At 68.6% G+C, this 26,639-nt stretch carries 20 protein-coding genes; 13 read left to right on the forward strand and 7 right to left on the reverse strand.

Annotated features, from left to right (window positions below):
- Positions 1-51 precede the first annotated feature (51 nt).
- The gene (locus ACZ4M5_RS27615; RefSeq protein ID WP_467740549.1) at positions 52-348 is read left to right on the forward strand and encodes a type II toxin -antitoxin system TacA 1-like antitoxin; all 297 of its coding nucleotides are present in this window, start codon (positions 52-54) and stop codon (positions 346-348) included.
- Positions 345-731, forward strand: a complete 387-nt coding sequence (locus ACZ4M5_RS27620) for a fic family toxin-antitoxin system, toxin component (protein ID WP_467740551.1) — start codon at positions 345-347, stop codon at positions 729-731. The genes ACZ4M5_RS27615 and ACZ4M5_RS27620 overlap by 4 nt, the downstream gene beginning before the upstream one ends.
- Positions 732-872: 141 nt before the next feature.
- On the opposite strand, the gene ACZ4M5_RS27625 is transcribed toward ACZ4M5_RS27620, so the two are convergent.
- Both ACZ4M5_RS27625 and ACZ4M5_RS27630 read right to left on the reverse strand, forming a co-directional pair.
- On the reverse strand, positions 873-1,736 hold the full coding sequence (locus ACZ4M5_RS27625) for an alpha/beta fold hydrolase (protein WP_467740553.1): 864 nt from the start codon (positions 1,734-1,736) through the stop codon (positions 873-875).
- 192 nt (positions 1,737-1,928) lie between these two features.
- The gene (locus ACZ4M5_RS27630) at positions 1,929-2,432 is read right to left on the reverse strand and encodes a cupin domain-containing protein (RefSeq protein ID WP_467740555.1); all 504 of its coding nucleotides are present in this window, start codon (positions 2,430-2,432) and stop codon (positions 1,929-1,931) included.
- Positions 2,433-2,772: 340 nt separating this feature from the next.
- On the opposite strand from ACZ4M5_RS27630, the gene ACZ4M5_RS27635 reads away from it, so the two are divergent.
- The 5 genes from ACZ4M5_RS27635 to ACZ4M5_RS27655 all read left to right on the forward strand — a co-directional run bounded on the left by ACZ4M5_RS27635 (position 2,773) and on the right by ACZ4M5_RS27655 (position 8,404).
- On the forward strand, positions 2,773-4,224 hold the full coding sequence (locus ACZ4M5_RS27635; protein ID WP_467740557.1) for an aldehyde dehydrogenase family protein: 1,452 nt from the start codon (positions 2,773-2,775) through the stop codon (positions 4,222-4,224).
- A 124-nt stretch (positions 4,225-4,348) separates the two neighbouring features.
- Complete coding sequence (locus ACZ4M5_RS27640) at positions 4,349-5,803, forward strand: MFS transporter (RefSeq protein ID WP_467740559.1); 1,455 nt, start codon at positions 4,349-4,351, stop codon at positions 5,801-5,803.
- Positions 5,804-5,940: 137 nt separating this feature from the next.
- Positions 5,941-6,786, forward strand: a complete 846-nt coding sequence (locus tag ACZ4M5_RS27645; RefSeq protein WP_467740561.1) for a transporter substrate-binding domain-containing protein — start codon at positions 5,941-5,943, stop codon at positions 6,784-6,786.
- Positions 6,783-7,616 (forward strand): amino acid ABC transporter permease, encoded by an 834-nt coding sequence (locus ACZ4M5_RS27650; RefSeq protein WP_467740563.1) that lies wholly within the window; start codon positions 6,783-6,785, stop codon positions 7,614-7,616. Before ACZ4M5_RS27645 ends, ACZ4M5_RS27650 begins: the two co-directional genes overlap by 4 nt.
- The gene (locus tag ACZ4M5_RS27655) at positions 7,613-8,404 is read left to right on the forward strand and encodes an amino acid ABC transporter ATP-binding protein (protein ID WP_467740565.1); all 792 of its coding nucleotides are present in this window, start codon (positions 7,613-7,615) and stop codon (positions 8,402-8,404) included. Before ACZ4M5_RS27650 ends, ACZ4M5_RS27655 begins: the two co-directional genes overlap by 4 nt.
- Before the next feature lie 103 nt (positions 8,405-8,507).
- Here ACZ4M5_RS27655 and ACZ4M5_RS27660 read toward each other — a convergent pair whose 3' ends face one another.
- Positions 8,508-12,152, reverse strand: coding sequence for a S8 family serine peptidase (locus ACZ4M5_RS27660; RefSeq protein ID WP_467740567.1), 3,645 nt, complete (start codon positions 12,150-12,152; stop codon positions 8,508-8,510).
- Between the two features lie 472 nt (positions 12,153-12,624).
- Here ACZ4M5_RS27660 and ACZ4M5_RS27665 point away from each other — a divergent pair, with 472 nt between their 5' ends.
- The gene (locus ACZ4M5_RS27665) at positions 12,625-13,086 is read left to right on the forward strand and encodes a hypothetical protein (protein ID WP_467740569.1); all 462 of its coding nucleotides are present in this window, start codon (positions 12,625-12,627) and stop codon (positions 13,084-13,086) included.
- Between the two features lie 178 nt (positions 13,087-13,264).
- Here the strand turns inward: ACZ4M5_RS27665 and ACZ4M5_RS27670 are convergent, their stop codons facing one another.
- From ACZ4M5_RS27670 to ACZ4M5_RS27685, 4 genes are all read right to left on the reverse strand, one after another.
- The gene (locus ACZ4M5_RS27670) at positions 13,265-14,596 is read right to left on the reverse strand and encodes a glycoside hydrolase family 125 protein (RefSeq protein ID WP_467740571.1); all 1,332 of its coding nucleotides are present in this window, start codon (positions 14,594-14,596) and stop codon (positions 13,265-13,267) included.
- Positions 14,597-14,770: 174 nt separating this feature from the next.
- Entirely contained in the window at positions 14,771-15,811 is a 1,041-nt protein-coding gene (locus tag ACZ4M5_RS27675; protein WP_467740573.1) for a LacI family DNA-binding transcriptional regulator, read from the reverse strand.
- Positions 15,812-15,855: 44 nt separating this feature from the next.
- Positions 15,856-16,785, reverse strand: a complete 930-nt coding sequence (locus ACZ4M5_RS27680; RefSeq protein WP_467740575.1) for an ROK family protein — start codon at positions 16,783-16,785, stop codon at positions 15,856-15,858.
- Between the two features lie 2 nt (positions 16,786-16,787).
- Positions 16,788-18,506, reverse strand: coding sequence for a class I mannose-6-phosphate isomerase (locus ACZ4M5_RS27685; protein WP_467740577.1), 1,719 nt, complete (start codon positions 18,504-18,506; stop codon positions 16,788-16,790).
- 319 nt (positions 18,507-18,825) lie between these two features.
- Between ACZ4M5_RS27685 and ACZ4M5_RS27690 the strand changes: the two genes are divergently transcribed.
- The 5 genes from ACZ4M5_RS27690 to ACZ4M5_RS27710 are packed head-to-tail and all read left to right on the forward strand — an operon-like array spanning position 18,826 to position 26,331.
- Positions 18,826-20,109, forward strand: coding sequence for an ABC transporter substrate-binding protein (locus tag ACZ4M5_RS27690; protein ID WP_467740579.1), 1,284 nt, complete (start codon positions 18,826-18,828; stop codon positions 20,107-20,109).
- Positions 20,106-21,065: a carbohydrate ABC transporter permease gene (locus ACZ4M5_RS27695; RefSeq protein WP_467740581.1), complete on the forward strand. Its 960-nt coding sequence runs from the start codon at positions 20,106-20,108 to the stop codon at positions 21,063-21,065. The genes ACZ4M5_RS27690 and ACZ4M5_RS27695 overlap by 4 nt, the downstream gene beginning before the upstream one ends.
- A gap of 2 nt (positions 21,066-21,067) precedes the next feature.
- Positions 21,068-21,883: a carbohydrate ABC transporter permease gene (locus ACZ4M5_RS27700; RefSeq protein WP_467740583.1), complete on the forward strand. Its 816-nt coding sequence runs from the start codon at positions 21,068-21,070 to the stop codon at positions 21,881-21,883.
- A gap of 47 nt (positions 21,884-21,930) precedes the next feature.
- On the forward strand, positions 21,931-23,136 hold the full coding sequence (locus ACZ4M5_RS27705) for a glycoside hydrolase family 76 protein (RefSeq protein WP_467740585.1): 1,206 nt from the start codon (positions 21,931-21,933) through the stop codon (positions 23,134-23,136).
- A 48-nt stretch (positions 23,137-23,184) separates the two neighbouring features.
- Entirely contained in the window at positions 23,185-26,331 is a 3,147-nt protein-coding gene (locus ACZ4M5_RS27710) for a glycoside hydrolase family 38 N-terminal domain-containing protein (protein ID WP_467740587.1), read from the forward strand.
- Positions 26,332-26,639 lie beyond the last annotated feature (308 nt).

Consider the following 26,639-nt stretch of genomic DNA (forward strand, 5'->3'; position numbering starts at 1 on the left):
GGAGGAGCCACGACGGGACCCCAGGACGACACCACTGATACCATCCATACCATGTCGGACACCAAAGCAATGAGTCTGCGCTTTCCCGACCCCGCGCAGCGGGAAGCCATCGCGGCGGCCGCCAAACAGGCGGGTGTCAGCATGCAGGAGTACATCCTCTCTGCCGCCTACGACCGTGCGACCGCCGTGGAGCAGCGGTTCCTTGCCGGATTCAAGGCGTCCATGACCCGCAGCGGCGCCGCCTTCGCCGCCGAACCGAGCAGCACCGATCCCAGCCCGGAGCAGCGGGCGGCCGAGCGTGAGGCCAAGCGGGAAATCGACCAGCACGAGCGGGGACACGCCGCGTGACCGACCAGGAACCGCTGCACCCGATCGACGTCACGTTCCTGCTGCACGCCGCCGAGATCCTCGCCGGGGATCCCCAAGTCGACGACTACGGACCGCTCTACGCCGCCGCAGCCCGGGTGAACGCCAAGGCCATGAAGCGGGACATCTACGGATCCCTGCACCTCAAGGCCGCCGCGCTGTTGCAGACACTGGCCAGGCTGCCCTGTCTGGAACACTCCAACGAGGCTTTCGCCTGGCACGCGAGCGAGGCCTTTCTGTTCCTCAACGGACGGGAGCTGGAGTACCCGCCCAAGGCGGCCCTCGCCCTTGTCCGCGACGCTGTCTCAGGCGCGCTCGGAGTCGCCGGAATCGCCCGGCAGCTACGCGACTGGACCGTCACCTGACCCCCAGGTGCGGACGCGACATCCGCGAAGGGCGGGGTCGTTCGGCTGTGATCAGGGGGAGGGCAGTTCGCCCCGCAGGCGCCGGCCACGTCGCTCGTGACCGGCGCCTCCGCGGCTACACGGCTGCGTGTCGAGAGTGTGTCAGGCGCCGAAGATCTTCAGCACCTCGGCCACGAACTCCTCGGGACGCTCCTCCGCCAGGAAGTGCCCGGCCCCCGGGAACTCGACGTACGTGACGTCGTCCACCATCGGATCCACCATGGCCTTCGAGACCGGCAGCAGATAGCCGCTGAAGTACACCAGAGGCATGGAGAGCTTCGGGTAGGTGCCGAAGTCGATGATGTCCTGGTAGAACGTGTCGAACCACTTGTTGGTGGCGATGATGGACTCGGCGGTGTCGTAGCCGGCGGCGGCCATGGAGCGGACGTCCTCGGTGAACACCTCGGGGTGGTCGCCGCCGATGTTCTTGATGTTCCAGTCGATGATCTCGCGCGCCTTGCCGGCGAAGAGCTTGTGGGGAAGGTCCGGAATCTGACCCATGACCCACCAGAACGGGAAGATCACCTCTCGCGCCTCGGGGGGCTGGACCATCGAGAAGTTGTGCATGCCCGGGTTGGGGTGGACACCGTCGGCGATGATCAGCTTCTTGACCACCTCGGGGTGATTGATGGCCAGGCTCCAGGCGACCATGCCGCCGATGTCCTCGCCCTCGACGTACGCCTGCTCGTAGCCGAGGGAGCGGATCAGCTCGTATATGTCCTTGGCCATGTTCTTCTTGTCGTACCCGGACTCGGGCTTCGCCGAGTCCCCCATGCCGCGGATGTCGACCACGATGACGCGGAAGTGCTCGGCGAGTTTGGGCATGACCCGCTGGTAGTAGTACCAGGTGCGCGGGTAGCCGGTCATGAGAACGAGGGGCTCCCCCTCTCCGCCGATGACGTAGTGCAGCTGAGTGCCGTTGACATCGGCGTACGCGTGCTCGAAACCTTCAGGCGTGTTGGCCATGGGGGATTCATCCGTTCTGTTTGCTGTTGATCTCGCGCAGCGCGTCCGGCTGCGAAAGGGGCACGGCTGTATGACGTGACCTGCTGCCGCAGTCGTCCGCGGCAGGTGTGTTGCCGATGCGTCCGGTGTCCATGACCTCGCTCGACCGTCCGGGAACGGTGAGGAGGAACCGCCGGCTCGCGGTGTGTGCGGCTAGTCCCGCTCCGGCGCTTGTACAGTGCCGAGCTTGCGGGAGAACTCAAGCATCTGCGGTGTGAAGCGCTCGGCGGTCCACAGTTCCGGCTCGTGGCCCGGCAGCGGGTCGTCACCGTACCGGAGGAAGAATTCCTCCGGCCCTGCAGGCGTGAACAGGAAGACCATCTTGGTGGGGCGAGGGCTCCGGTTCTTGAAGCGGTGCCGTGTGCCACGAGGCACATAGATGAAGTCGCCGGCCTTCGCGGTGAGGATCGTCTCACCGTTCAGAAACTCCAGTTCACCCTCTATGAGGTAGAACGCTTCGTCGCTGTTCTCATGCATGTGCGCGACGGGGCCGTTGCCGGGCGGGACAGTGGCGACGACGAAACTGAGTGTCCCGTGTGACTGCTCACCGCTGAGCTTGATGTTGTACTCGTCCCCGACGACCCACTTGACCGTGCCGTCGCTCTCGGGAACGTACATCGCATCACTGTCGTACGTCTTCGATCCTGTCTCGGACAAGGTGATGGTCCTCTCTTACACGCTCCGCCTGTTGCGGACACGTATGGCGCCGACGTGGTGTGGTCACGCCTGAGCCATCGGACAGATCGTTGCTTGACTCAGCAAGTAATACTCGGGTCTGGCGGGTTGTCAAGGGGCAAGTAGGGCGCAGTCGTTCGATGTTTCGCGAACCTTGGGGTGATTCCCGTCGTTCTGGCGCGCCGTACTGAACGAAGAATTGATCCATCTAGGTGCTTGACGTAGCAACTATCATCCTGATTAGATGCTTGCTGAAGCAAGTAAATCAAGTCGATGATCGCCTGCCAGCCACCCATAGGTCCGCACCCAGAGAGGCCTGCCCATGTCGCCTACGGCATCAGGAAACAGTTCGGCCCAGACCCATCTCCCTGTCCCCGCACACTGGATCGACGGGCACTCAGTTCCGGTGGTCGGCCCCGGCCTTGACGTGGTCAACCCCGCCACGGGCGAGGTGATCGCCTCGGTCCCCGAGGGCACGGCAGAGGATGTCGACCGTGCGGTCGGTGCGGCGACGGCGGCCTTCGCCGACTGGTCGACGACCGACCTCGCCCACCGGATCGCGCTCATGCGCCGGGTGGCCGAGGGCCTGCAGACCCGGCAGGAGGAACTCGCCACCGTCATCACGGCGGAGATCGGCGCGCCGATCTCGTTCTCCCGGCTGGCGCACGCGGGCTTCCCCGCCGAGGCCATAGCGGCGGCCATCACCGTGGCCGAGGAATACGTGTGGTCGGAGGAGGTGGGCAACTCCACCGTCGTGCGTGAGCCGATCGGGGTCGTGGGAGCGATCACGCCGTGGAACTTTCCCCTGCAGCAGGTCGTCAACAAGGTGGTCCCCGCTCTGCTGGCGGGCAACACCGTCGTTCTCAAGCCGTCCGAGGTGTCACCGCTGTCGGCTCAGATATTCGCCGAGGTCACCGCCCAAGCCGGCGTTCCGGCCGGTGTCTTCAACCTGGTGCACGGCACAGGAGCCGTCGTGGGTGAGGCGATCGCCCGCCACAGTGGCATCGACATGGTGTCCTTCACCGGCTCCACCATGGCGGGCAAGCGCGTTGCCGCCGTCGCCGCCGACACCGTCAAGCGTGTGTCCCTGGAACTCGGAGGCAAGGCCGCGCTCGTCGTCCTGCCCGAGGCCGACCTGGACGAAGCCGTCAGCCAGGGCCTCGCCAATGCCTGGGTCAACGGCGGTCAGGCCTGCGGCGCCTGGACGCGGATGCTGGTTCCGACCGAGGCGCACGACTTGGTGGTGGAGAAGCTGCGGGAAGCCGCCGCCGCATACACGACGGGGGATCCCACTCGTGAGGAGACCGACCTGGGCCCTCTGGCCTCCGAAGCCCAGCGCCGGCGGGTGAACGAGTACATCGAGAAGGGCATCGCCGACGGCGCCACGCTCGTGGCCGGAGGCCCGGACAGGCCGGAAGGCCTGGAAACCGGTGCCTACGTCAAGCCGACGATCTTCGCCGACGTGGATCCGGATTCCACCATCGCCCGGGAGGAGATCTTCGGGCCCGTCCTCACGGTCATCCCCTACACGGGCGACGATCAGGCCGTGGCCATCACCAACGACACCGTCTACGGCCTCAGCGCCGCGATCGCCGGCGACGACGACCACGCACTGGCCCTGGCTCGGCGGATCCGGGCGGGCCAGGTCATCATCAACGGCGGGCAGTACAACTTCATGGCCCCCTGGGGCGGGTACAAGCAGTCCGGGAACGGCCGGGAGAACGGTCGTGCCGGCTTCGAGGAATACCTCGAGACGAAGGCCATCAGCGTCTGACACTGCCACGGCCCTCCTGTCCCGCACGGGTGCCGTGCCAGGGCCGGCTCGGCACCGCCGGGGTGGCTCACCTTCGCGGCCGAGCACTGACAGCCGCTCCCACCACCAGCTCGGAGAACGTTCCATGCCCCAGCCCACCTCACGCACCCGCCACCAGTTCGTCTTCGCCGTGCTCGCCGTGGGCATCCTGGCCTTCTCCCTCCTGCAGTCGCTGCTCACCCCCGTGCTGGTCACCGTGCAGGAAGAACTGCACACCAGCCGCTCCACGGTGACGTGGGTACTGACCGCCTACCTTCTGTCCGCATCGATCTTCACCCCGATCATGGGAAGGCTCGGCGACATCCTCGGCAAAAAGCCCGTCTTCGTGGCCGCCCTGGTGGCCCTCTCCCTGGGCGCCCTGCTGGCAGCGCTGGCCTGGAACGTCGCAGTGCTGACAGCCGCCCGGGTCATCCAGGGCATCGGGGGCGGGATCCTCCCCCTCGCCTTCGGAGTGCTCCGGGACGAGTTCCCACCGGAGAAGGTCTCCGGGGCGGTCGGGGCCCTCGCCTCCCTGACGGCGGTCGGGGCCGGTACCGGGGTCGTCCTCGCGGGGCCGATCGTCAACACCCTGGATTATCACTGGCTGTTCTGGATCCCCATGGCGCTCACCGCCGTCGCCGCGGTCGCCGCCCACCTGGTGATCCCGACATCCTCACTGCGCACCCCCGGGCGCATCAGCCCCCTACCCGCCCTGCTGCTGTCGGCATGGTTGGTGGCCCTGCTCGTGGCACTCAGCAAAGCACCGGGCTGGGGCTGGGCCTCAGGGAGAACCGTCAGCCTTCTCGTCGGCGCCGTGGTCATCGCGGCTTGCTGGGTCCATGTCGAGAAGCGGTCCGCGGCTCCGCTGGTGGACATGCGGATGATGCGGCTTCCGGCGGTGTGGACCAACAATCTGGTCGGGTTGCTCATGGGCGTCAGCATGTACGCGCTCTTCGCCTTCGTGCCGCAGTTCGTCCAGACCCCCCGTTCCTCCGGCTACGGCTTCGGTGCCGGCGTCACCCAGTCGGGGCTGATCCTGCTTCCGCTCACCGTCATGATGTTCCTCAGCGGCATGGCCAGCGGCTCGATGACCGCACGGATCGGCGGCCGAGCCGTGATCGCGTGCGGTCTGCTGACCAGCCTCCTCGCTGTGGCCGTGCTCACCTTCGCGCACAGTGAGAAGTGGGAACTCTACGTCGCCACCGGGCTCCTGGGCGGGGGCTTCGGTCTCGCCTTCGCCGCGATGTCCAGCCTCATCGTAGGTGCCGTGCCGCCCGACCAGACCGGTGTCGCCAGCGGCATGAACACCAACATCCGCACCGTGGGCGGCTCCATAGGTGCCGCCCTGATGACCAGCGTCGTCACCGCCGATCTCGCCCCGACGGGCCTGCCCCGGGAATCCGGCTACACCCACGGCTTCGGCATGCTCGGTGGAGCCCTCCTCATCGCTGTGCTCGCCGTCCTGCTGATGCCCCGGCCCAGCCGGGACAGTGGTGTCCGTGTGGCCGCGCACCGATCGTCGCGACCCGCCGAAGCGGCGCCGACGACACCCGCATCGTGAGGGTCCCCGTCTCACAGGGACCAGACCGGGCTAAGGGGACTTCTTGGAAGCCGATCGGCTCAGACGCCTCCATTTGTTTTGAGCGCCTCAAACCTCTCCTTATAATCGGAGACCTCGATTCCTCACAGGAGGTCCCCTTGAACACCGTCCTCAGGTACCGGGCCCGTCTTCTGGCCGCCACCGCCGCGGCGGCCGGGCTGGTGCTGGCGGCCGGATGCACCTCCAGCGACGACGGCGACGGCGCCAAGAAGACCGCCACCGGCGGGGTCGAGCTCGTCAAGGCCGGACAGCTCACCACGTGCACCCATCTGCCCTACCCGCCCTTCCAGTCGGAGATCGACGGCAAGGTGCAGGGCTTCGACGTGTCCTTGGTCGACCTGGTCGCCAAGGACCTGGGTGTGAAGCAGGACATCGTCGACCAGCCCTTCGAGAACTTCAAGACGGGCGGGTCGCTCAACGCCGGTCAGTGTGACCTGGCCGCCGCCGGCATGACCATCACCGAAGAGCGCAAGAAGAACGTCGACTTCTCGGACCCCTACTTCCAGGCCACCCAGGCCGTCCTGGCCGACAAGAACAGCGGGATCTCGTCCTTCGCCGACCTGAAGGGCAAGAAGGTGGGCGCCCAGGCGCAGACCACCGGTGAGGACTACGCCAAGAGCAAGGGCCTCGACCCGGTCTCCTTCGAGTCCTCCGACGCCGTCCTCAACGGCCTGCGCACCGGCCAGGTCCAGGCAGTCGTCATCGACTACCCGGTGGTCCAGGGATGGCTGAAGGACAAGGCCAACGCCGACGCCTTCAAGGTCGCCGAGCAGATCAACACCGGCGAGCAGTACGGCTTCACCGTCAAGAAGGGCAACGACAAGCTGCGGGAGGCCATCAACAAGGCGCTGGCGGACGCCAAGGCCGATGGCACCTACAAGAAGCTGTACGAGCAGTGGATCGGTCCGTACGACGAGTCCGCCGCCTCCCCGTCCGCCTCATGACCCAGCCCGAGACAGCGCTCCAGCCGAAGAGGAAGGGACTCACCCGCCGTCAGCGGCGCAGTCTCTCACGCGGGGTCCAGTACGTCGTCTTCGTCGCGGCCGTGATCGCCTTCGCGGTAGCGGCCGACTGGGACCGGCTGCGCAACCAGTTCGCCCAGCGGGCCATCGCGGAGCAGATGTTCCCCGAAGTGATCACGCTGGCACTGAAGAACACCGTGCTGTACACGGTGTCCGGCTTCGCCGTCGGCCTGGTGCTCGGCATGGTCATCGCACTCATGCGGTTGTCGTCCGTCGGCCCCTACCGCTGGCTGGCCGGCGTCTACATCGAGATCTTCCGCGGCCTGCCCGCCCTGCTGATCTTCATCTTCATCGGTGTGGCCGTCCCGCTGGCCTTCCCCGGCACGGAGATCATCGGCGGCACCTACGGCAAGGTGGCCCTCGCGCTCGGCCTGGTGGCAGCCGCGTACATGGCGGAGACCTTCCGCGCAGGGATCCAGGCCGTACCCAAGGGGCAGATGGAGGCAGCCCGTTCGCTGGGGTTCTCGCACGCCCGGGCCATGGTCTCCATCATCCTCCCGCAGTCCTTCCGGGTCATCCTCCCGCCGCTCACCAACGAACTGGTGCTCCTGTTCAAGGACTCCTCGCTGGTGCTCTTCCTCGGAGTCACCCTGGAAGAACGGGAACTGTCCAAGTTCGGTCGCGACCTGGCCAGCCAGACCGCGAACTCCACGCCCATCCTCGTCGCCGGGCTGTGCTACCTGCTGGTCACCATCCCGCTCGGCTTCGTCGTACGCCGCATGGAGGCCAAGGCCCAGGAGGCCGTGAAATGAGCCGACCGGAGATCCGGGTCAGCGCCCTGCACAAGTCCTTCGGTGACAACGAGGTCCTGCGCGGCATCGACCTGGAGATCGACCAGGGCGAGGTCGTCTGCGTCATCGGCCCGTCCGGCTCCGGGAAATCCACGCTGCTGCGTTGCGTGAACCTGCTGGAGGAGCCGACGAAGGGGCAGGTGTTCGTCGGAGGCACGGAGATCACCGACCCCGACGTCGACATCGACGCCGTACGGCGCCGGATCGGCATGGTGTTCCAGCAGTTCAACCTCTTCCCCCACCTGACGGTGACCGAGAACCTGACGCTGCCGCAGCGCCGGGTGCTGCGACGGGACAAGGCGGCGGCCGCGAAGGTGGCCGCGAAGAACCTGGCGCGGGTGGGTCTCGCGGAGAAGGCCGACGCCTATCCCTCGTCCTTGTCCGGCGGTCAGCAGCAGCGCGTCGCCATCGCCCGTGCGCTGGCGATGGGCCCGGAGGTGATGCTGTTCGACGAGCCGACGTCCGCGCTCGACCCGGAGCTGGTGGGCGATGTCCTCGCGGTGATGCGCATGCTCGCCCGGGACGGCATGACCATGATGGTGGTCACCCACGAGATGACCTTTGCCCGTGAGGTAGCCGACCGGGTGGTCTTCATGGACGGGGGAGTGATCGTGGAGGACGGCACCCCCGAGCAGGTCATCGCCCGTCCCCGCCACGAACGCACCCGCCACTTCCTGTCCCGTCTTCTCGACCCCGCGATGGCGGACGTCGAGGAGGGCACCGTCCAGCCGGGGGACAGGGCCGGATAGCGGTCGCCGATCCGCCGACAGGGCCCGGCCCGTCGGCGCGCCGGCGGACGACGCCCACGGGAAAGGGCCGGTACCCGCGCCGCGGACACCGGCCCCCCGTGGGTCATCGGAGGCCGAAGGCCCGGACGACCGTCTGCACGACGCCGCCGCCGTTGCGCTGGTCGGCGGTGACGCGGAGGGACACGTAGTCGGCCCGGTGCGGCGCGTTCAGGGCTGCGCGCCACGTGCCCTGCCTCTCCTTCAGGCCCTGGCGCTGCCAGGTGGCGCCGTCGTCGTAGGAGATCTCGAGCCCGAGCGAGGACGCCGCGTCATGCGGGGAGTCACTGCCGAGCACTGCCGGCGTGATGGCGAAGCGTCCCGTCCGCTCGGCCCGCCCCTCGCGGTCCAGCACCGTTTCGTAGTCCAGCTGGACGAGCGGGACGGCCTGCACGCCCTCGGCGGCGCCGGAGGTGAAACGCCACTCGGTGTGGGTCCTGGTGGAGTAGGGGGAGATCGTGCCGTCGTGCTTGGTGTCGACGACCAGCCGGTAGGCGCGCTTCTCGGGTGCCAGGTCACCCACACTGAGCGTGGGCCAGCCTTCGACCTTGGTCAGTTGCCTGTCACCTTGGTGGAACGAGATCGCCTGGTACATGCCGGAACCGCCGCTGTGCGCGGAACCCGCGTCGCCGAATCCCTGGATGTAGGCGCTGAGTGCGTTCTCTCCCCGGAACGGGATGTCGGTGCTGATCAGGCGCGGCCGTGTGATGGGCCCGAACCAGCGGTCCTTGTGCACGCTGCCCGGCCGGTAGGTCAGCTGGTCGGTCTGGGAATGTCCCCAGCCGTCCAGGGCGGCGGACTGCTGCCAGGTGATGCCGTCGCCGGCGGACACCCAGTCGGTGCGCCGCCCGGGGGCGACCGCCTCGACGGGCAGGGCGTTGGGCGACATGCCCTTGTACGGCGGGTAGTCGTAAGCCGGGAAGTCCAGTCGCGACTCGGTGACCTGTCGTCCCGGAGGAGGTGCGAAGTCCAGATCGATTCGGGCGAGCCTGCGGGGGTCCGTCGTCGCGGAAGGGTCCTCGGGCACTCGTCCGACGTGGTGATCGACGAGGTCGTAGAGGTACTTCGGCGCGGGGTGCGCCTCGACGGCCAGCCGGATGGTGTGCTTGTGTGCGGCGGCGATCTTCTTGATCAGCTCGCTGCCCTGGTCCTGTGTCATCGAGGCGACCGGAATCGGCCCCTTCGCGACGCCGTCGGGGCTGCCGTACCAGTCGCTGCTGCGGCCGATGCCGTCGTTGACCACCAGGAGCAGCGCAGCACCGCCGCCGTGCGCCGCCGCTGCCTGATCGGTGGGCGCCACCGCGTCGCTCCGGCGGACGACCACGGCTTTGCCCCGGACGGACAAGCCGGCGTACTCCGCCGGTGACCCGGTGCCGGCGAAGACGGCGTCCAGGCGCGAAGTGCCGTCGGCCATCGGCCGGGACCCCGGCTGCACGACCGGGTCTTCGACGTGGAAACCCCGGGCGTTCACCTGAAGAGGTGGCTGTTCGGCCCGGATCCGGGTGGCGAGGACGAAGCTGCCCTTCGTCACCTTGTCCCTGGTCGGCAACGCCCACAGGCTGTCGTACATGGCGGAGGGACGGATCCTCTCCCGCAGGGCACTGCCGTCACCGGGGGTCGGAGTGCTCGAGGTGAAGGAGCGGTACAGGTCGACCCTGCTGTGAGCGACCGTCGTCGGGTGAGGTGTCGCCACCTTGACCTGCCGTGCGCGGGAGGCGTCGAGGTTCACGAGCCGGTCGGCGGTCAGGTCCACTTCGGGTGCCGTGAGCACCGCGAGCCCGAGGGAGTGGCGTCCGTGGGTGCCTTGGACGTCCATCAGGGAGTGGACCATGTACGTACCGGGCGCCCAGCGGCTGGTGTGTCTCCCGTCGGGGATCCACAGGAAGGTGGAGCGCCCGTCCGCGCTCGTGATCTCGACCTCGCCGCTCACGGGTCGGCCGTCGCGGTCCTTCAGGTCGATGGTGAGATTGTGCTTCTCGGATTCGACGGAGATGCCTACGGCCGTGTGCACTGCACCGGTTGCGTGCCGTGCCGTGACCTGTGCGGCGTACTGGCCTGCGCCAAGTCCCTTCGGGTCGACCACGATGCCGACCGTCGAGGTTCCGCGTGCCGGCACCGTGACATGGTCGGTCACGGTCGTGAACACCTCCGCCGTCGAGTCACCGTCGGCAACGGACAGACGCAACTCGATCGGACGGTCGGTGGTGTTGGCGTAGGTGATCTCGCGCTTGACCGGCTGGGGCTGCGTGTTGGGCTGCCACGGTACGAGTCCCGCGTCGACGGATCCGGTCGCGATCACCTCATCGTGGCGGTAGGCGGCGGCGAGGTCCACCCGACCGGTGCCCGCCTGGTAGGGCGTGTATCGAGGGGTGGCCACGCTGGTGCTCATCAGCGTGTCCTTGATCTGTCGCCCGGTCCAGTGCGGGTGTTTCTGCGCCAGCACGGCGGCCGCCCCCGCGACATGAGGTGTGGCCATCGAGGTGCCGCTGTTCGAGTGGTAGTAGCCCTCGCCCCAGGTCATGTACTGGGAGCGCGCTGCCAGCACGTCCACGCCGGGAGCGGTCAGGTCGGGCTTGAGGGCGTCGTCGTTCATACGCGGCCCGGCACTGGAGAACTCGGCGAGCCGATCGGCCGTGTCCACCGCGCCGACGGTGAGTGCGGCGTCCGCCGTTCCCGGCGCGGCGAGGCTGTGCGGGCCGGGACCGTCGTTGCCCGCGGCGACGACGAAGAGCGCTCCCGTTTCCGTGCTGAGCCGGTTCACGGCCTGGCTCATCGGATCGTCCTGGGTGTGCCAGCCGCCGACGCCGAGACTCATGCTGATCACCTTGGCGTGCTGGGTGAGGGCCGCCCACTCCATACCCGCGATGATTCCCGATACGGCGCCGGACCCGGAGTCGCCGAGCACCTTGGCCACCAGCAGGTCGGCGTCGGGGGCCACTCCCCGCTCCTTGCCGCCGGATGCGGCTCCCGTGCCGACGGCGGTGGACGCGGTGTGGGTGCCGTGCCCGTTGCGGTCGACGACGTCCTCGCCGGGGACGAAGCTGCGCGACGCCACGATGCGCTTGGCGAGGTCTGGGTGGGTGGGGTCCACCCCGCTGTCCAGGACGGCCACCCGCACCCCGGTGCCGGTGCCTCCGGCGGCCCACGCGTCGGGGGCGCCGATCTGCGCAGTGGTGTCGGCGAGGGTCGCACGTGCCTTGCTGTCGAGCCACACCCGGTCGACGTCGGCGGTGAAGCGCGGTGCTGCGCCAGAGGCGTCGGGGGCGTCAACGGTCCTGCCCGCCGAGGAACGGCTCGTTACCGGGCCGCTGCCCGTCAGAGCGGACCAGAAGGCCGCGGCCTTGGACCGGGTGGTGCGGACCGCCTCGCCGTGCACGGAGGGAAGCCTCATCGTGGTCTCGGCTCCCGGGAGCGCGGCGTGGGGCGCGGCTGGTGGCTGCGGTGTGACACCCCGCTTCGGTGTCGAGGAGTTCGTGGTGTGCGTCAGGATCAGGGGAAGTGCCTTGGAGCGGGCGTCGTCGTAGCCCTGTGCTGCCAGTTGCGTGACGTTGAAGAGCTGCTTGTCGAGGCGGCCGGTCGCGATGTAGGGCACCGCGTCGTCGGGGTAGACGTAGGTGTCGCCGTCCTCGGTGGCGATGCGCACCGACCCCTGTGCGCCGGGCGGGCGCTGGACGTCCACCGAGGGGGCCGTCCGCCGGGGCGTCTGAGCCATCGTCACCTTGTCGCCCGTGATCAGCGTTACTTCGAGGGGCGCGCGTTGCGGGCCGTCGGTCTCGGCCGTCGTGACCGTGTTCGGTCGGGGAGGAGGAGCGGCGTGTGCTGTGACAGGCGTGATCATGGTGGCCGCAAGGACGGCGGCGAGCGATGCGGTCGATCTTCGAGTGGAGGATATGCGCACGGGGTCTCCAGAGTTGATGATTGATCAGATCCGATCACCCTGGAGCAACAGTGTAAAGTACTTGACTTGACAATAATATTCAGATAGGGAGCCGGCGCGAGGAGGCTGGCCTCGGGGAATCGTGCTGGGGCATCGTGCTGTCCGGAGTGCGCACCCGCCGTCGGGAGTGCTGGGCTACGGTAGGCCGGTCACTTACGGATTGACGGGCCCTGCCGGGGGATGCCACGTCCGCCTCCTCCTGACCGGGCGCCATGGACCGTCGGCCACACAGAGCAGGGGGCTTCCGGTGAGCTGGATCGACATGATGACAAGGCGAGCCCTACCCGTCGCCGCGGTGTGCGGGCTGGTGGCGGGTGCCGTGTTCGGTGGGTCGGGTGCCGCGTCGGCGACCGACCCGGCCGACGCTCCCCCCGGCTATGCCGGTCCGTTCTCGTCGTGCAAGGGGACTGCGGTCACACGCATGCCTTTGTCGGACGGGGTGGGGTACCTCCAGGTCTGGTACGACGATGCGGGCAGTGGTACTTACTGCGCGATGGCTTTCGACAACCGGTCCGGATCGCACAACCTGGAGATTCGCGTCCGCCGCTACGTCTGGCAGACGTCCTGGTACGACAGGGGCTCCTACTCGACCTTCGCTGGAGGCGTCTACGTCTCAGGCGCCAACACCTACTGCGCTGAAGTCACCGGGTGGGTGGAGGTCGACGGCACCAGGTATTCCGGAGGTGGCAGAGTCGGCTGCGACAATTGAGCAATGGGCGGGTGACGGGCCGGAGACTGCCCACGGATCACTGGACGACGCGCCGGACCGTGCCGGCTGAGCCGACGCACAGGTGACGCCTCCGGGTGACGCCTTCTCGCGCGAGGCCAAGGCCCGGCGTCGCAGCTGCTGGAAGCCGCCTCCTTGGCCGCTTCGATGCTCGGTCCCGTCAGGCTCGCGTTCGTCGCACGTGGGAGTCGGGCGGAGAGCCCCACAGTGGCCGGGTGCCGAGATCGGCGATGTCCAACGCCAGTTCGGCGTACATCGCGTTGGCCCAGGAGAACCACGGGCGGGTGAACCGGCTCGGATCGTCCTTGTGGAACGACTCGTGCATGGCGCCCGTGCCGGCGTCCGTGGCCAGCAGGGTCCGCAGAGCCGCTGTCCGCTCTGTGGTGTCGGTACTGGTGAGGCCTCGCACGGCGATGGCGATGGGCCAGATGTGCCCGTCGGGCGTGTGAGGGCTGCCGATGCCTTCCGCTGCCGTTCCCCGGTGCCAGGTCGGGTTCGCCGGGGAGAGGACGAAATCTCGTGTGGCAAGGTACACGGGATCGGTGGTGGGGACGTTCGCGACGAGGGGCAGCGAGAGCAGCCCGGGCATGTTGGCATCGTCCATCAGCAGCGCGTTGCCGTGGCCGTCCACCTCGTAGGCGTAGATCACGCCGTAGTCGGGGTGAAGCACTGTGCCGTGCCGCTCCGTGGCCTCGCGCAGTTCTGTCGCCAACCGTGCGGCGGTCTCGGCGAGTTCCGAGTCTTGCATGAGCTGTGCCAGTTCGGAGGTGCCGTCGAGGGCGGCAGCGGCGCACAGGTTCGCGGGGACGTTGTAACCGTAGTGGCACGCGTCGTCGCTCGGCCGGAATCCGCTCCAGGTCATCCCGGTCCGGGCGACGGGTGTTCCTCGTCCCGCGTTCTGCAGGGTGTCGCTCACTGGTCCGTCCTGACGCACGAACCGATAGGGGGAGAGGCGCTCATGGTCCTGTTCCGTGCGCCACACCGATATGACGGTGCGGGCCGTCCGGAGTGTCTCGGGAAGGTGGTCGGTCCGGCCGGTCGCAGCCCAGAAGCGGTGGGCCAGCAGGAGGGGGAAGGCCAAGGAGTCGACTTCGTACTTCTCCTCCCACACCCAAGGGTCGTCGCACAGGTCGTTGTGGTCGTGGGCCTGCCCGGTGGGTCCGGCGTTGAAGGCGTTGGCGTACGGGTCGTGGGCGATCTGCTGGAACTGCCGACGCAGAACGGCGAGCACGAGTTCCTGCAGGGCCGTGTCGTCGTGCAGGAGGGCTAGGTAGGGCATCATCTGCGTGGAGGAGTCACGCAGCCACATGGCGGGGATGTCGCCCGTCACGACGAAGGCGGTGCCGTCGGGCATCGGCCGGATCGTGCGGGCCAGGGTGTCGTCCAGGCAGCGCACCAGTGTCCGGCCCAAGCGCGGATCGCCGAGGTCGTCGAGGCGGCACACCGCTTGCTGGACGAGGGGATGGTTCTTGACGCTGGTGGGGAAGTGCATGGTCAGCCTTTCGGCGGTCGGCCGGCTCTCGGGCCCTCACTGTTCGGGCTGGAGCCGGGCTGGGGCCATGTCACACGCGCCCTGACGGACCGTCTCCGCGATGGAGGGAACGGGGGGCAGGCGCGTGCCGCCCGGCGGCGGCCGGCACGGGCGGAAAGCGTCCGGGTGAATGTGTTACGCGCTGGTGGGAGGGCTTCCCGGACCGCTCGGAGATGACGTCCCGTGACGGATGACGCGGGTAGGCACGGTGATACGGCGGGAGGCCGGCGGCGCTTCGTCCCGGTGTGCGAGACGGTCGATCAGCAGACGCGCGGCCTGACGGCCGATCTCGTCGGCGTCGTAGGAGACGAGCGTCAGGGGGAGCCCGAGGACGTCGGAGAGATCGAAGTCGTCGAAACCGGCGATGGGAAGGGTGGTCCCGGCCTTGTAGAGGGCGCGGATCGCACCCTGGCTGATGCGGTTGTTGGTGCAGAAGAGCGCGGTGGGCGGCTCGGCTTGCTCGAGCAGGCCGAGGGCCGCCTGCTCCGCCGTGGTGGAGTCGACCAGGCCCTGACGGATCAGGGCGTTGTCCGGTTCGATGCCGAGCTCCTCGTGTGCTGCCCAGAATCCGCGCAGGCGCTCGGCACCGGTGTAGAGCGCCGGCGGGTTGCCCAGGAAGGCGACGCGGGTGTGTCCTTCGGCCAGGAGGCAAGCGGTGGCTTCACGCGCGCCGTGGAAGTCCTCGACCAGCACACAGTCCGTGTCGAGTCCGGCGGGTGGTCGTGCGGCGAGGACCACCGGGACATGCCGCATGGCGCTTGCCAAATGCTGCTGGCGGCTGCCGGCCGGGACGACGATCAGCCCTTCCACTTGGTGAGCGACCAGCCCGTCGATGAGTTCGGGTTCTCGTTCGGCCTGCTCGGCGGAGTTGCTGAGCAGCATGCGAAAGCCGTAGTCCGTCGCGACTTCCTGGACGCCGAGCGCGAGGCGCGAATAGAAGGGGTTGGCGAGATTGGTGACGACGAGGCCGATCATTCCGCTGCCCCCGAGGCGGAGACTGCGGGCGGTCTGGTTGCGGCGGTAGCCCAGTCGGTCGACCGCCGCGAAGACCCGTTCGCGGGTCGCTTGGGACACGCCCGGGTCGTTCTTGAGTACTCGTGAGACGGTCATGGCGCTGACCTGCGCGAGCTTGCCGACGTCATGCATGGTCGGCCCGCCGCCCTGGCGAGCGGTCATGCCTCTGCCCCTTCCTCTGCCTGACTGCGCAGGAGCCCCGGTGCTCATGAGGCGCCCGCTGTGTCCTGTGCCCAGCGGGCCGCCCCGATCAAGGGTGCCTCCACGGGCTGCCGGGCCGGGAGCACGGGTACGTCCGGTCTTCCGGCCGAAGCCAGACCTGTGGTGAGCGCAGGGTGGACCAAGTCCCACGACTGGGCCATGGAGCCACCGACGACCACCGCGGTGGCTTCGAAGCGGTCGATCCATGGAGCCAGGGCCTGGCCGAGGAAGTCGAAAGCGTAGCGGAAGACTTCCGCTGCGGCGGCGTCGCCCTCGTCGGCGCGCGCGGCGATCTCATGCACATCCGGGAGGCGCTCGTCGTCCGCCGAGACCGCTAGACGGGCGTAGTGGGTGCGGATGCCACGGCGCGACACCGTGTCTTCCAGTGGCCGGCCCTGCACCGTCAGGTGGTGCACGTGCCCGCTCGGCGGTACCAGGGGACCGGAGTGGACCGGCCGGCCGGCGGACAGGAACGAGGAACCCACGCCTGTGCCGAGCGTCAGGCAGACGGCACGGTCGTGACTGGCGGCCGCACCGGCGCCGTGTTCGCCGATGGCGAAGGCGTCGGCGTCGTTGAGGAAGCACAGTCGATGGGCCCGGTCCACCATCCGCTGTCGCAGGCCGGCTCCGACGTCGACGCCGGACAGCGACTCGAACTTGCCTATGCCGGTGAAGCGGCCGATGCCGGTGGCGTAGTCGAAGGGGCCGGGCATCGCCACTCCCCAGCACGGGCTGTGCTCGCCCGGCAGTGCCAGGGCGGCGAGGGTGATCATGTCGAGGATGTCGTCGGCGGCCGCGTGCGAGTCCAGGGGCATGCGGGTCACCGCGGACGGAACGGGGTGGCTCGTCGCGGGGTCGACGAGCGCGGCGGTGACATGTGTGCCGCCGATGTCGAGGACGGGGACCGGCGCGGAGGCCGGCCCTGTGGAGGGCATGCTCACGGTTCGACCACCAGCGCCTTCACGATCCGCACCTCGTCGGCCCCCAAGGCGCGGATGCGGTAGGGGCCGACCGCCGCGGGGATCGTGATGGTCTCCGCGAAGGCCAGGGGATGACTGCGGCCGTCCTGGGTCTCGATGACGGCGCCTCCGCCCGCGGCGAGGTTGAGAATGTGGAAACGGCCCGTCGTGTCGTCGGGGATGTCGGTGCCCGGGGCCACGACCAGGCGGTGCACCGCGTAGAACATCTCGGGCAGCGCGCCGATGACCTCCTCGCGCCAGCCGTCGCCGGACCGCAGCGTACGCGGCCGCTGGATCAGGTCCTTCGTGACGTCCTCCCCGCGCCGTGCCGTGTCCAGATTGGCGAAGCCGTGCTCGTAGGGCAAGGGCCGGGACGCGCCGGCGGGGTCCTTGCGCAGCCAGTCGTAGAAGCGCAGCGAGTAGAGGTACGGGGTCGCGCTCACTTCCAGCACCAGGTTGCCCGCTCCGGAGGCGTGCGGTGTGCCCGCCGGGATCATGAACAACTGGCCCACCGTCGCCGGGTGCGACTGGACGTGCTCCTCGACGGGCATCGGGATGCCGTGGTGGATGGCGTCCTCGACCTGGCGCCGCATGGTGTCGAGGTCCGCCTCCTCGGTGAGGCCGAGCAGCACCCGGGCGCCGTCTTCGCTGGTTGTGACGTAGTAGGTCTCGTGCTGGGTGTAAGGCCAGCCGAAGACCTCTCGCATGTACCGCTCCCGCGGGTGGAGATGCAGGGAGAGGTTGCCGCCGCCCATGGTGTCGAGGTAGTCGAACCGGATCGGGAAGGAGGTGCCGAAGCGGCGGTGCACCCCTTCTCCGAGCATGTCCTCGGGATGCTCGACGCACAGCAACTGGAACGGGATCTCGACCTGCGCGCCGTCCCTCTCGCCGATCACGACCCCCGCTTCGGGTGCGATCAGCTCGTAGCCGAGGGCGGTGTTCCCGGCCTGGGGGGTGAAACCGAGTTCGCTGGCCGCCCATTGTCCGCCCCACGGCGTGGAGTTGAAGTACGGACGGGTGCGTACGGGGCCGCGGGCCAGGTGTGCCAGGGTGCTGCGCAGCGCGGCGCCGTCCAGCGAGGCCGGGGAAGCCGGGTCCTGCATGTCGATCCATCGGTCGACCTGTCCCGCGATCGCGTCGCGGTGCCGGTCCAGTACGGGCCAGTCGGTGTAGAACAGGCGCACCAGGTCGCCTGGCTCCGCCGGGCGCCCCAGGTTGACGCCGACCGGCAGCTCGCCCTTCGACACGGCAGCTTCGGCGAACCGCTTCGGGAGGTCGGCGTACCACAGCACATCCGGCTCGCACAGGGCGGCGCCCGGCCCGTACACCACCATCACACCGTCCCCCGCGGGCCGCTCGGGCCGAGGAGCGGAGTCGAACAGGTCCACTACCCGCGCCTCGGACAGTGGGGTGAAGAACGGATCGTCGGCGGGGACGGGCCGGCCGGTCACCCGCTCGTGGGCCGCCGTCGCGTAGTGGCTGCGGGCATCGAGGAAGTCCGCCTCGCGGCCCGCCGAGTGCACGGCTGCCACCAAGGTGTCGGCCAGCGTGTCCCAGTCCAGGGCCGCAGGACCGTCGACCGCCAGGAGGAGCGGACCGAGCGGCAGACCGGCGACCGCGGCGGGCCAGCCGGCGACCACTTCCCCGCCGAACGGGCGGTAACTGGGGTGTGGGTCGTACGAACGGGACGCGGGCACATCGGCTCCTTGCTTGACTCCATCGTGTCCGTTAACGATAACAACGCCTAGCCGAACGTGTCCACGGTGCCTGCACTTGCTCTTTGGTTCGCTTGCGCCGCTTTGACCAGCGATTATGCTGGAAGTGATCTCGGAACTGCATTCTTTTGCTCCGCGACCCTTGCTACCGCTGGAATGGTGTCGTTAACCTCCACGCCATACGCACTGGCCGACTCCGAGTCCCTGAGGGGTGACGGGCGCCATGTGATTCACATCCGGCCACGCAGATGGCCCGATTCCGTGAAGGTGATCCATGTCAGCATCGGGCAGGACAAGCAGCGTGACCGCGCCGCTTGCTCGGCGTCGCTTCCTTGCCGGCGCGGCCGCCGGTGCGGCCCTGACGGCTGCGGGCTGTGCCCGCGGAGCGAGTACGTCTGCGCAGCCGGGGACCACGAGCGTCTCCAACGACAACGCCACGTGGGACGACGGCTACCGCGCTGCCGGACGGGAGCTCGAGAAGATCACCGGCTGTTCGCTCAGGCCGTTGTCCAACCCGTCGGTCACCTCGTACCAGCAGGTCGTCCAGATGACCCTGCAGACCTCGAAGGCGTCCGACCTCGTCAAGTGGGCGTCCGGATACCAGCTCAAGCGGCTGGCGCGCGCGGGCGGACTCACCGACCTGACCCGCGTCTGGGAGCGGTACGCCGGCAAGGGATGGGTGCGCGCCACGTCGCGGGAGGCGGTCTCCTACCGAGGCATGGTGTTCGGTGTTCCGCTGTACGAGTCGTACTACGTGCTCTTCTACAGCAAGCCTGTGTTCAAGCGGCTGGGACTGTCCGTCCCCGGCAGCTGGGCCGCGCTTCTGCACTGTGCCGAGGTCCTCAGCCGCAACAAGATCACCCCGTTCCTGGCGAGCCAGGTGGGTGGCTGGCCCGCGATCGAGTGGTTCCAGGAACTGGTCAGCAAAGTCGACCCGGGCTTCTACCGGAGGCTGGTGGCGGGCGAAGCCTCCTACACCGATGCCCCGGCCCGTCGCGCGATGGACATCTGGCACGACTTCATGCGCAAGGGCTGGATGACGCCGCCCGACTTCGACCAGGCCCGCGGCCCCGGAGCGCTGAAGGAGGGGACGGTGGGCATGTTCCTGCACGGCACCTGGCAGTCGTCGGGAATGGCGGCGGCGGGCATGAAGCCGGGCGTCGACTACGGTGCCTTCATTCTCCCCACACTGCGGCCCACCACCCCGAAGAGCGTGATCGCCGAGTCGGGCGTGTTCGTGGTGCCCAGCCGGGCTTCGTCGCACGACGCCGCGATGGCGAACGCCGGCGCCTGGCTCGATCCGTCCGTGCAGCGCGCGTGGAGCGACTTCCTGCAGGACAGCTCCGCCAACCCGAAGGTGCGCTCCGGCAACCCTGTGGTGGCCCAGCTGCAACGGGACATCGCCCGGCAGCACCGGCTGCCGCTGGTTCGCTACTGGGAGGCCAGCCCGCCCAGCCTCATCCAGGGCAACACCGACGACCTGGGCGGGTTCATGGCGGGGCAGACCTCGCCTGCCACCACGCTGCGCCGGATGCAGGAGCGTGCACGCGACGAATGGGCGGCCTGGAGGCACGACGAAGCATGAGTACTTCTATAACCGACCGACGCCTGCCCACCACGGGCGGCGGAGCCGCGACACCCCAGGGCGATCCTCGGCCGTCCCCTCTCTCACGGACCTGGCGCACAGCGCGTGAGCGGCTGGCGGCCGGTGGGTTCATGGCCCCGGCCGTCCTCCTGGTCACGCTGTTCCTGCTGGCCCCCTTCGGCTGGACGTTCTACCGCAGCTTCTACGGCGACTCGCGGACCTCGCCGTTCGCCTGGTTCGACAACTACTGGCTGTTCGCCTCCGACCCGGCGCTGTCCCGCTCCATCCAGAACACGCTGATGTGGGTGGTGGGCACGGTCGTGCTCCCGTTCGTGCTCGGGCTCGCCATCGCCTGCATGACCGATACCGGCCGCTTCTCACGCCTGGCGAGACTGTGTGTCGTGCTGCCCTACGCGCTGTCGGGTTCCGCGGTGGCGGTGGTGTGGAACTTCATGCTCACCACCGACGGAGCCGTCAACCAGGTACTGACCACCCTGGGGCTGGACTCACTGGCCCAGGGATGGCTGCTGACCTGGCCGGGCAACACCGTCGTGATGATCCTCGCCAACGCGTGGCAGGCCACAGGCGTGGCCGTCATCCTCTTCCTGGTCGGACTGCAGTCCATCCCGCCCGAAACACTCGAGGCGGCGGCTCTGGACGGTGCGGGCGGCTGGCAGCAGTTCCGCCACATCGTGCTGCCCCAGCTCCGTCCGGTGTCGATCATCGTGATCGGGATGAGCCTGGTCAACGGCCTCAAGTCGTTCGATCTGATCTGGGTGCTCACCCAAGGCGGCCCGGGTCGGGCCACCGAGACACTCGCCGTGTCCATGTACAACGAAACGTTCCTGGAACTGCGGCCGGGCGCGGGAGCGGCGATCGCGATCGTCCTCACCGTGATCGTGCTGGCGGCCTCCTGGCTCTACCTGCGCCGTCAGCTCGACGTGAAAGGCGTGTGACGATGTCCCCTGGCCGCGTTCTGCGCAACACCACCATCGCGGTACTCGCGGTGCTGTGGCTGGTTCCCACCTGGCTCCTCGTCGTCAACGCGCTTGTGCCCGCCGAGGATTACTCCGGCAGCCCGCACTGGTTGCCCCAGGACTTCGGACTGTTCGACAACATGTCCCAGGCCTGGGACAAGGCCAACCTCGGCCCCGCCCTCGGCAACAGCCTCCTCTACGCCGTCACCAGCGCGGTGGCCGCCGCGGTGATCGCCGCCTTCGCCGCCTTCGCCACGGTCATCATGCCCGTCAAGCGGCCGGCCCTGTGGTTCTGGGTGATCTACTCCGGCACGCTGCTGCCGCTCCAGGTCTTCCTCAGACCTCTGTTCCTGTCGTATGCGCGCACCTCGCTGTACGACACGCAGATCGGTCTCCTGCTGCTGTACACGGCTATCGCGATTCCGTTCGCGTTCTTCGTCATGCGCAACTACGCCCTCACGTTGCCGCGGGAAGTCGTGGAGGCCGCACGCATGGACGGCGCGTCCTGGTGGCGCGTGTTCTGGCAGATCCACGTTCCGCTGACCCGTTCGGCCATGATCGCGGTCTTCGTGTTCCAGTTCGTAGCCGTGTGGAACGACCTGATGTTCGGCATCACCATCGTCACGAGCCGCAACATCCGGCCCGTGATGGCCGCGCTCGCGGATCTCCAGGGCAACTACTCCAACGTCGGGCCGCCCATCGTGCTGGCCGGCGCCCTCCTGGTCTCACTGCCGACGCTGGTGTTGTTCTTCTCCGCCCAACGCTTCTTCGTCAGCAGCCTCAAGATCCACCGCTGAGCCCGCACGCCCGTCCTCCTTCCTCGTCCTCGCGAAGGGCACCATTCATGCTGCGATCGCTGCTCACCCGTGCCACCGCTCCCCTTGTCTGCGCCGGGCTGCTCTGGGGCGCCGCCCCCGCACACGCCCACACCGGCGAAGACGCCCGCCCGGTCTCCTCGGACACATGGGCCGACCGCGCCACCAGCACCTACCGCGCCCTGCAGAACCACCTGTACGAGGGCCCCGACCGCCACGGCCTGTACCTGGAGCACACCCCCCGGCAGGCCGGCGACCCCGAGCACTCCTATCTGTGGCCGTTCCGCGAGGCCGCGCAGGCAGCCGTCGACATGCAGGAACTCCCGCGCACCGGGTCGTCCTACCGGGCTGACGCGGCCGAGCGGTTCGACACTGCCGAGCTCTACTTCACCTCCGGCGAGCGACCGGGCTACGAGTCGTACCTGCCGGCCCCCCTGGGCTCGGGCGGTGACGTGTACTACGACGACAACGCGGTGGTCGCCCTGACCCAACTCGATCAGTACGAGAAAACCGGGGACGAACGGTTCCTGCAGCGGGCCGAGCGAATCGTGCCCATCGTCGCCCGAGCTTGGGACGACGACAGCACCAAGGACTGCCCGGGCGGAATGGACTGGTACGACTCGCCCGGCAACAACATAAGGGCCACCAACGTGACGGCCCTGTCGGCGCAGCTCGCCGCCCGGCTCCACGAGCTCACGCACAACCGCACCTACCTCGACCAGGCACAGCAGTGGTACGGCTGGGTGTACTCGTGCATGCGCAAGGCACCCGGCCTCTACGTGAACGATCGCGGTGACGACGGCAGCACCAACGAGACACTGTGGACCTACAACTCGGGTTCCATGATCGGCACCGCCACCGCGCTCTTCCGTGGCACCGGTGATGCCGGGTACCTGAAGAAGGCGGTGGAGGACGCCCGCGGCTCCCTGGCGTACTGGACCACGGGCAGCCGTCTGCACGATCAGCCGGCCATCTTCAACGCCTTCTACTTCAAGGACCTGCTCGACCTGGACGCCGTCCGTCCCAACCCCGCCTACCTGAAGGCCATGAGCACCTACGCGGACGGTACGTACAAGTCCAACCGGGACGCCTCCACAGGCCTGTTCCGCTTCCAGCCCTCCAACGGCGGCGACCACGACCCGACTGCACCGGTCGCGACCCTCAACCAGTCAGCCATGGTCCAGATCTTCGCCGTCCTCGCCGACGCCACCCATCAGCGCCGCCGGCCTTCCTGACGCGCCGGACCGAACCACCGCACCCCAACGCGAAGGACCTCACGCACCATGCCCAAGCCACCGCTGACCCGGCCGTCCTGGTGGGACGCCGACATCGCGCGCGACATTCTGAAGGAACGCGTGACCATCACTGCCGGCCTCGGTGGCCTGCAGGTGCAGTTGACGGGTGAGCCACTGCTGCGACGGGACGGGGCGGGCGGACTGCTCCAGTCCATCCGCCTGCGGACACGCCGCCCCGGCAGCGCACAGCCGCGACGGCGAATCACCAGGGCCCGCGTCACAACCAGCGAAGGCACCCCCATCCGCTGCGAGATCATGGCGGGCCCGGGAGACGACATACGCCTCCTCGTTCCAGAAGTAGACGCACCCACCCCCTTGCTGATCGAGCTTCCGGAACTCCAAGAGGGCCTCCCCCTCGTCTTCGAGGCCCACCCGCAGCGTCACTGGACGTTGCATCTGGTGCAGCACTCCCACCTGGACATCGGCTACACCGACCCTCAGGGGCGGGTGATGGCCGAGAGCCGGGCGTACCTCGATTCCCTGCTGGAGCTGTGCCGGGACACCGACGACTGGCCTGACCCTGCCCGGTTCCGCTGGGCCGTCGAAGGGTTTCACTCCTTCCAGGACTGGCAGGCCAACCGGCCCCGGCGCCAGGTGGAGAGCTTCCTGGACCGAGTGCGCGAAGGCCGCGTCGAACTCACGGCCATGCCGTTCAATCTGCACACCGAGACCTGCTCCACCGACGAATTGCACGAACTGCTGCGCCCCGCAACCGAGTTGCGCGCCCGGCACGGCATCGACATCACCACGGCCATGCAGACCGACGTGCCCGGTCAGGTGGTAGGCCTGCCCGACGTGCTCACGGACAACGGCATCCGCTACCTGTCCGTGGCGCACAACTGGGCCGGCCGCGCGGTACCCCACCTCGTCGGCGGGGAGCACCTGCCGCGACTGTTCCGCTGGGAGGCGCCGAGCGGAAACAGCGTCCTGGTCTGGCGTACGGACACCCCGCACGGCCTGGCCTACATGGAGGGTTCGATCCTCGGCTTCGACGAGTCCTACGAGCACGTCGACGACCTGCTGCCCGCCTACCTCAGCGCCCTGGCCCGATTTCCCTACCCGCACGAGGGACGCGGGATCCCCGGCTTTCCCGCCCTCGACCTGCCCGGCACGGCTGACCCCTACCCGTGGGACGTCCTGCACCTGCGGGTTCTGGGCAAGTTCGCGGACAACGGTCCTCCCCGGCGCGTCATCTCCGACACGGTGCGCCGCTGGAACGAGCAGTGGGCGTTCCCACAGCTGCGGACCTCCCGCAACCAGGACTTCTTCGAGGATGCCGAGAAGCGCGTCGGAAACCGCCTGGAAACCTACCGGGGCGACTGGAGCGACTGGTGGGTCGACGGCGTCGGTGCCGGCGCCGTCCCGATGGCGGCCACCCGACGCGGGCAAGCGGCGCTGACCGAGGCGCAGACCGTGGCCGGGTACGCCCACCTGATGGGCGTAGCCGACAGCCGGGCCGTCACCACGGGCGCAGCCGCCGTCTACCGGTCCGCCTCGCTGTTCAACGAACACACCTGGGGTGCCGGCGACCCGTGGACCCACGGCGACCATGGCCACGGGTCGGGTGAGAAGCAGTGGCACTGGAAGTACTCCCAGGCCATGCGTGCCCACGACGACGCGGAAACGCTCCTGGACGCCGCCTCCGCTCTACTCGGTGAAGCCTTCGCCGCTCCCGCCGACGCGCTGGCGTCCTTCCACGTCGTCAACACGTGCAGTTGGCCGCGCAGCGAGACCGCGCGGCTCTTCCTGCCGGAGAGCACCGTCGCGCTGAGCGACACTGTCCAGGTCCTGGACGCACGGACCGGCACCCCGCTGGCCTTCGTGGAGGAGAGCCAGAGCAACGAGCGCCACCGAGCGGCCGGCCGCTTCCTTCACGTGCCGGTCGCCGACGTGCCGGCCTGTGCGGCGGTGCGCCTGGACATCGTCACCGGTCCCGGCCCCTCGCCGCAGGACGACGCCGACACACCGCTGCCCGCCGACGCCACCGTCCTGGAGAACGACCACCTGCGCGTCACGGTCGACCTGCGTGAGGCGTGCATCCGCTCCATCGTCCACAAGCGCACGGGCCGCGAAATGGTGCGACAGGACGCCGTCATCGGTTTCAACGGATACGTATACGACGAATACGCCACAGCCGGCGGGTTCAACCATCAGTCCAGCAAGACCGTCGCCGACGACTCGATGCACCTGCTCGCCTCTCGCAGCACCGCGCCGCCCGCGGCGCTCGTCGACCGCGTCACGGACGCCACCGGTCAGAGCCTGGTCTTCGAATGCTCCCCGGCCGGCACCCGCCGGCTCCGCGTGAAGGTGCATCTGCCGCACAACGCGGCGCGGATCGACCTGGAGAACCGTATCGACAAGGTGGCGACTCTGACCAAGGAGAGCGCCTTCTTCGCCTTTCCCTTCGCCCTCGACCACCCCGTCGTGCACACGGAGGCCACAGGCGGCGTCCTCGGCACCGACCGCGAGACCGTACCGGGCTCCGCCACTCACATGCGAGCCGTCCGGCGCTGGATCAGCCTCACCGACGGCACCCACCACGCCGCACTGGCGACAGCCGACGCCCCCCTCGTCCAACTCGGCGGGATCGCGATCCCCTACGCCCCCTACCCCCGGTCCCTGCCGCAGGAAGAGCCGGCCACCGTCTTCTCCTGGGTGCACAACAACATCTGGGACACGAACTTCCCCGCCCAGCAGGCGTTCGACCACGTCTTCCGCTACAGCGTCGCCTTCGGCACCTCCGAGGGGAGCACTGACACCGATGCCGACGAACTCGCCTTGCGTGTCGCTGCCGTCCGCGGCCACCCACTGGTGCCGGTTCGCGCCCGCGGCGGAGCCACGGCCGAAGCCTCGGCGCACACACAGTTCCTGACCCTGGACGACTCACGGGTACGGCTTGTCGGCGTGACCGTGCCGGGCGAGGGAAAGGTCATGGTCCGGCTGCAATCACTGGCCGAGACCCACGTCACCTGCCGTCTGCGCACCCCCTTCGCCGTCGCCCGCGCCGTCCGTACCAACTACCTGGGTCTGAATGCACGTGTGATCAGCCCGGACCCGGACGGTGCCGTCCCGGTCGACGTGCCGCCGCTCGGAACAGGAGCGGTCATTCTTCACCTGCGCTCGTCGAGGAGCTGAGACGCGGCCGCTCGCATCGACGCGGGCGGCGGTTGACCTGCGAACATCGGCACGAGAACAACCGGGGCCGGGCCGTCGCCGAGCGGGCCTGCGCGTCGTTCTCCCCACCGGGACGACACCCGAGGCGACGCGACCGTGCTCGCGCTGTTGCAGCCCTCGAGCGCACTGGTGGTGTCGTTGCAGTGGGCTCAAGTCACCGCTGAACGGTATGTCCTCGGGTAACGCCGGTCCCTGGACGAAGACCAGTGCGCATGCGTTCCCGGACGCCCGGCCTGCGATGCGGGGCCGGCGGAGTGTTCGAAGGTGAT

The sequence above is a fragment of the Streptomyces sp. NPDC026246 genome (assembly GCF_055567995.1).

What these genes read in the sequence shown, in the direction of transcription:
- ACZ4M5_RS27615 (WP_467740549.1), top strand. Translation starts at nt 52, where the DNA reads ATGTCGGACACCAAAGCAATGAGTCTGCGCTTTCCCGACCCCGCGCAG.
- ACZ4M5_RS27625 (WP_467740553.1), bottom strand. Translation starts at nt 1,736, where the DNA reads ATGGCCAACACGCCTGAAGGTTTCGAGCACGCGTACGCCGATGTCAAC.
- ACZ4M5_RS27635 (WP_467740557.1), top strand. Translation starts at nt 2,773, where the DNA reads ATGTCGCCTACGGCATCAGGAAACAGTTCGGCCCAGACCCATCTCCCT.
- ACZ4M5_RS27640 (WP_467740559.1), top strand. Translation starts at nt 4,349, where the DNA reads ATGCCCCAGCCCACCTCACGCACCCGCCACCAGTTCGTCTTCGCCGTG.
- ACZ4M5_RS27650 (WP_467740563.1), top strand. Translation starts at nt 6,783, where the DNA reads ATGACCCAGCCCGAGACAGCGCTCCAGCCGAAGAGGAAGGGACTCACC.
- ACZ4M5_RS27655 (WP_467740565.1), top strand. Translation starts at nt 7,613, where the DNA reads ATGAGCCGACCGGAGATCCGGGTCAGCGCCCTGCACAAGTCCTTCGGT.
- ACZ4M5_RS27660 (WP_467740567.1), bottom strand. Translation starts at nt 12,152, where the DNA reads ATGGCTCAGACGCCCCGGCGGACGGCCCCCTCGGTGGACGTCCAGCGC.
- ACZ4M5_RS27670 (WP_467740571.1), bottom strand. Translation starts at nt 14,596, where the DNA reads ATGCACTTCCCCACCAGCGTCAAGAACCATCCCCTCGTCCAGCAAGCG.
- ACZ4M5_RS27675 (WP_467740573.1), bottom strand. Translation starts at nt 15,811, where the DNA reads ATGACCGCTCGCCAGGGCGGCGGGCCGACCATGCATGACGTCGGCAAG.
- ACZ4M5_RS27680 (WP_467740575.1), bottom strand. Translation starts at nt 16,785, where the DNA reads ATGCCCTCCACAGGGCCGGCCTCCGCGCCGGTCCCCGTCCTCGACATC.
- ACZ4M5_RS27695 (WP_467740581.1), top strand. Translation starts at nt 20,106, where the DNA reads ATGAGTACTTCTATAACCGACCGACGCCTGCCCACCACGGGCGGCGGA.
- ACZ4M5_RS27700 (WP_467740583.1), top strand. Translation starts at nt 21,068, where the DNA reads ATGTCCCCTGGCCGCGTTCTGCGCAACACCACCATCGCGGTACTCGCG.
- ACZ4M5_RS27705 (WP_467740585.1), top strand. Translation starts at nt 21,931, where the DNA reads ATGCTGCGATCGCTGCTCACCCGTGCCACCGCTCCCCTTGTCTGCGCC.
- ACZ4M5_RS27710 (WP_467740587.1), top strand. Translation starts at nt 23,185, where the DNA reads ATGCCCAAGCCACCGCTGACCCGGCCGTCCTGGTGGGACGCCGACATC.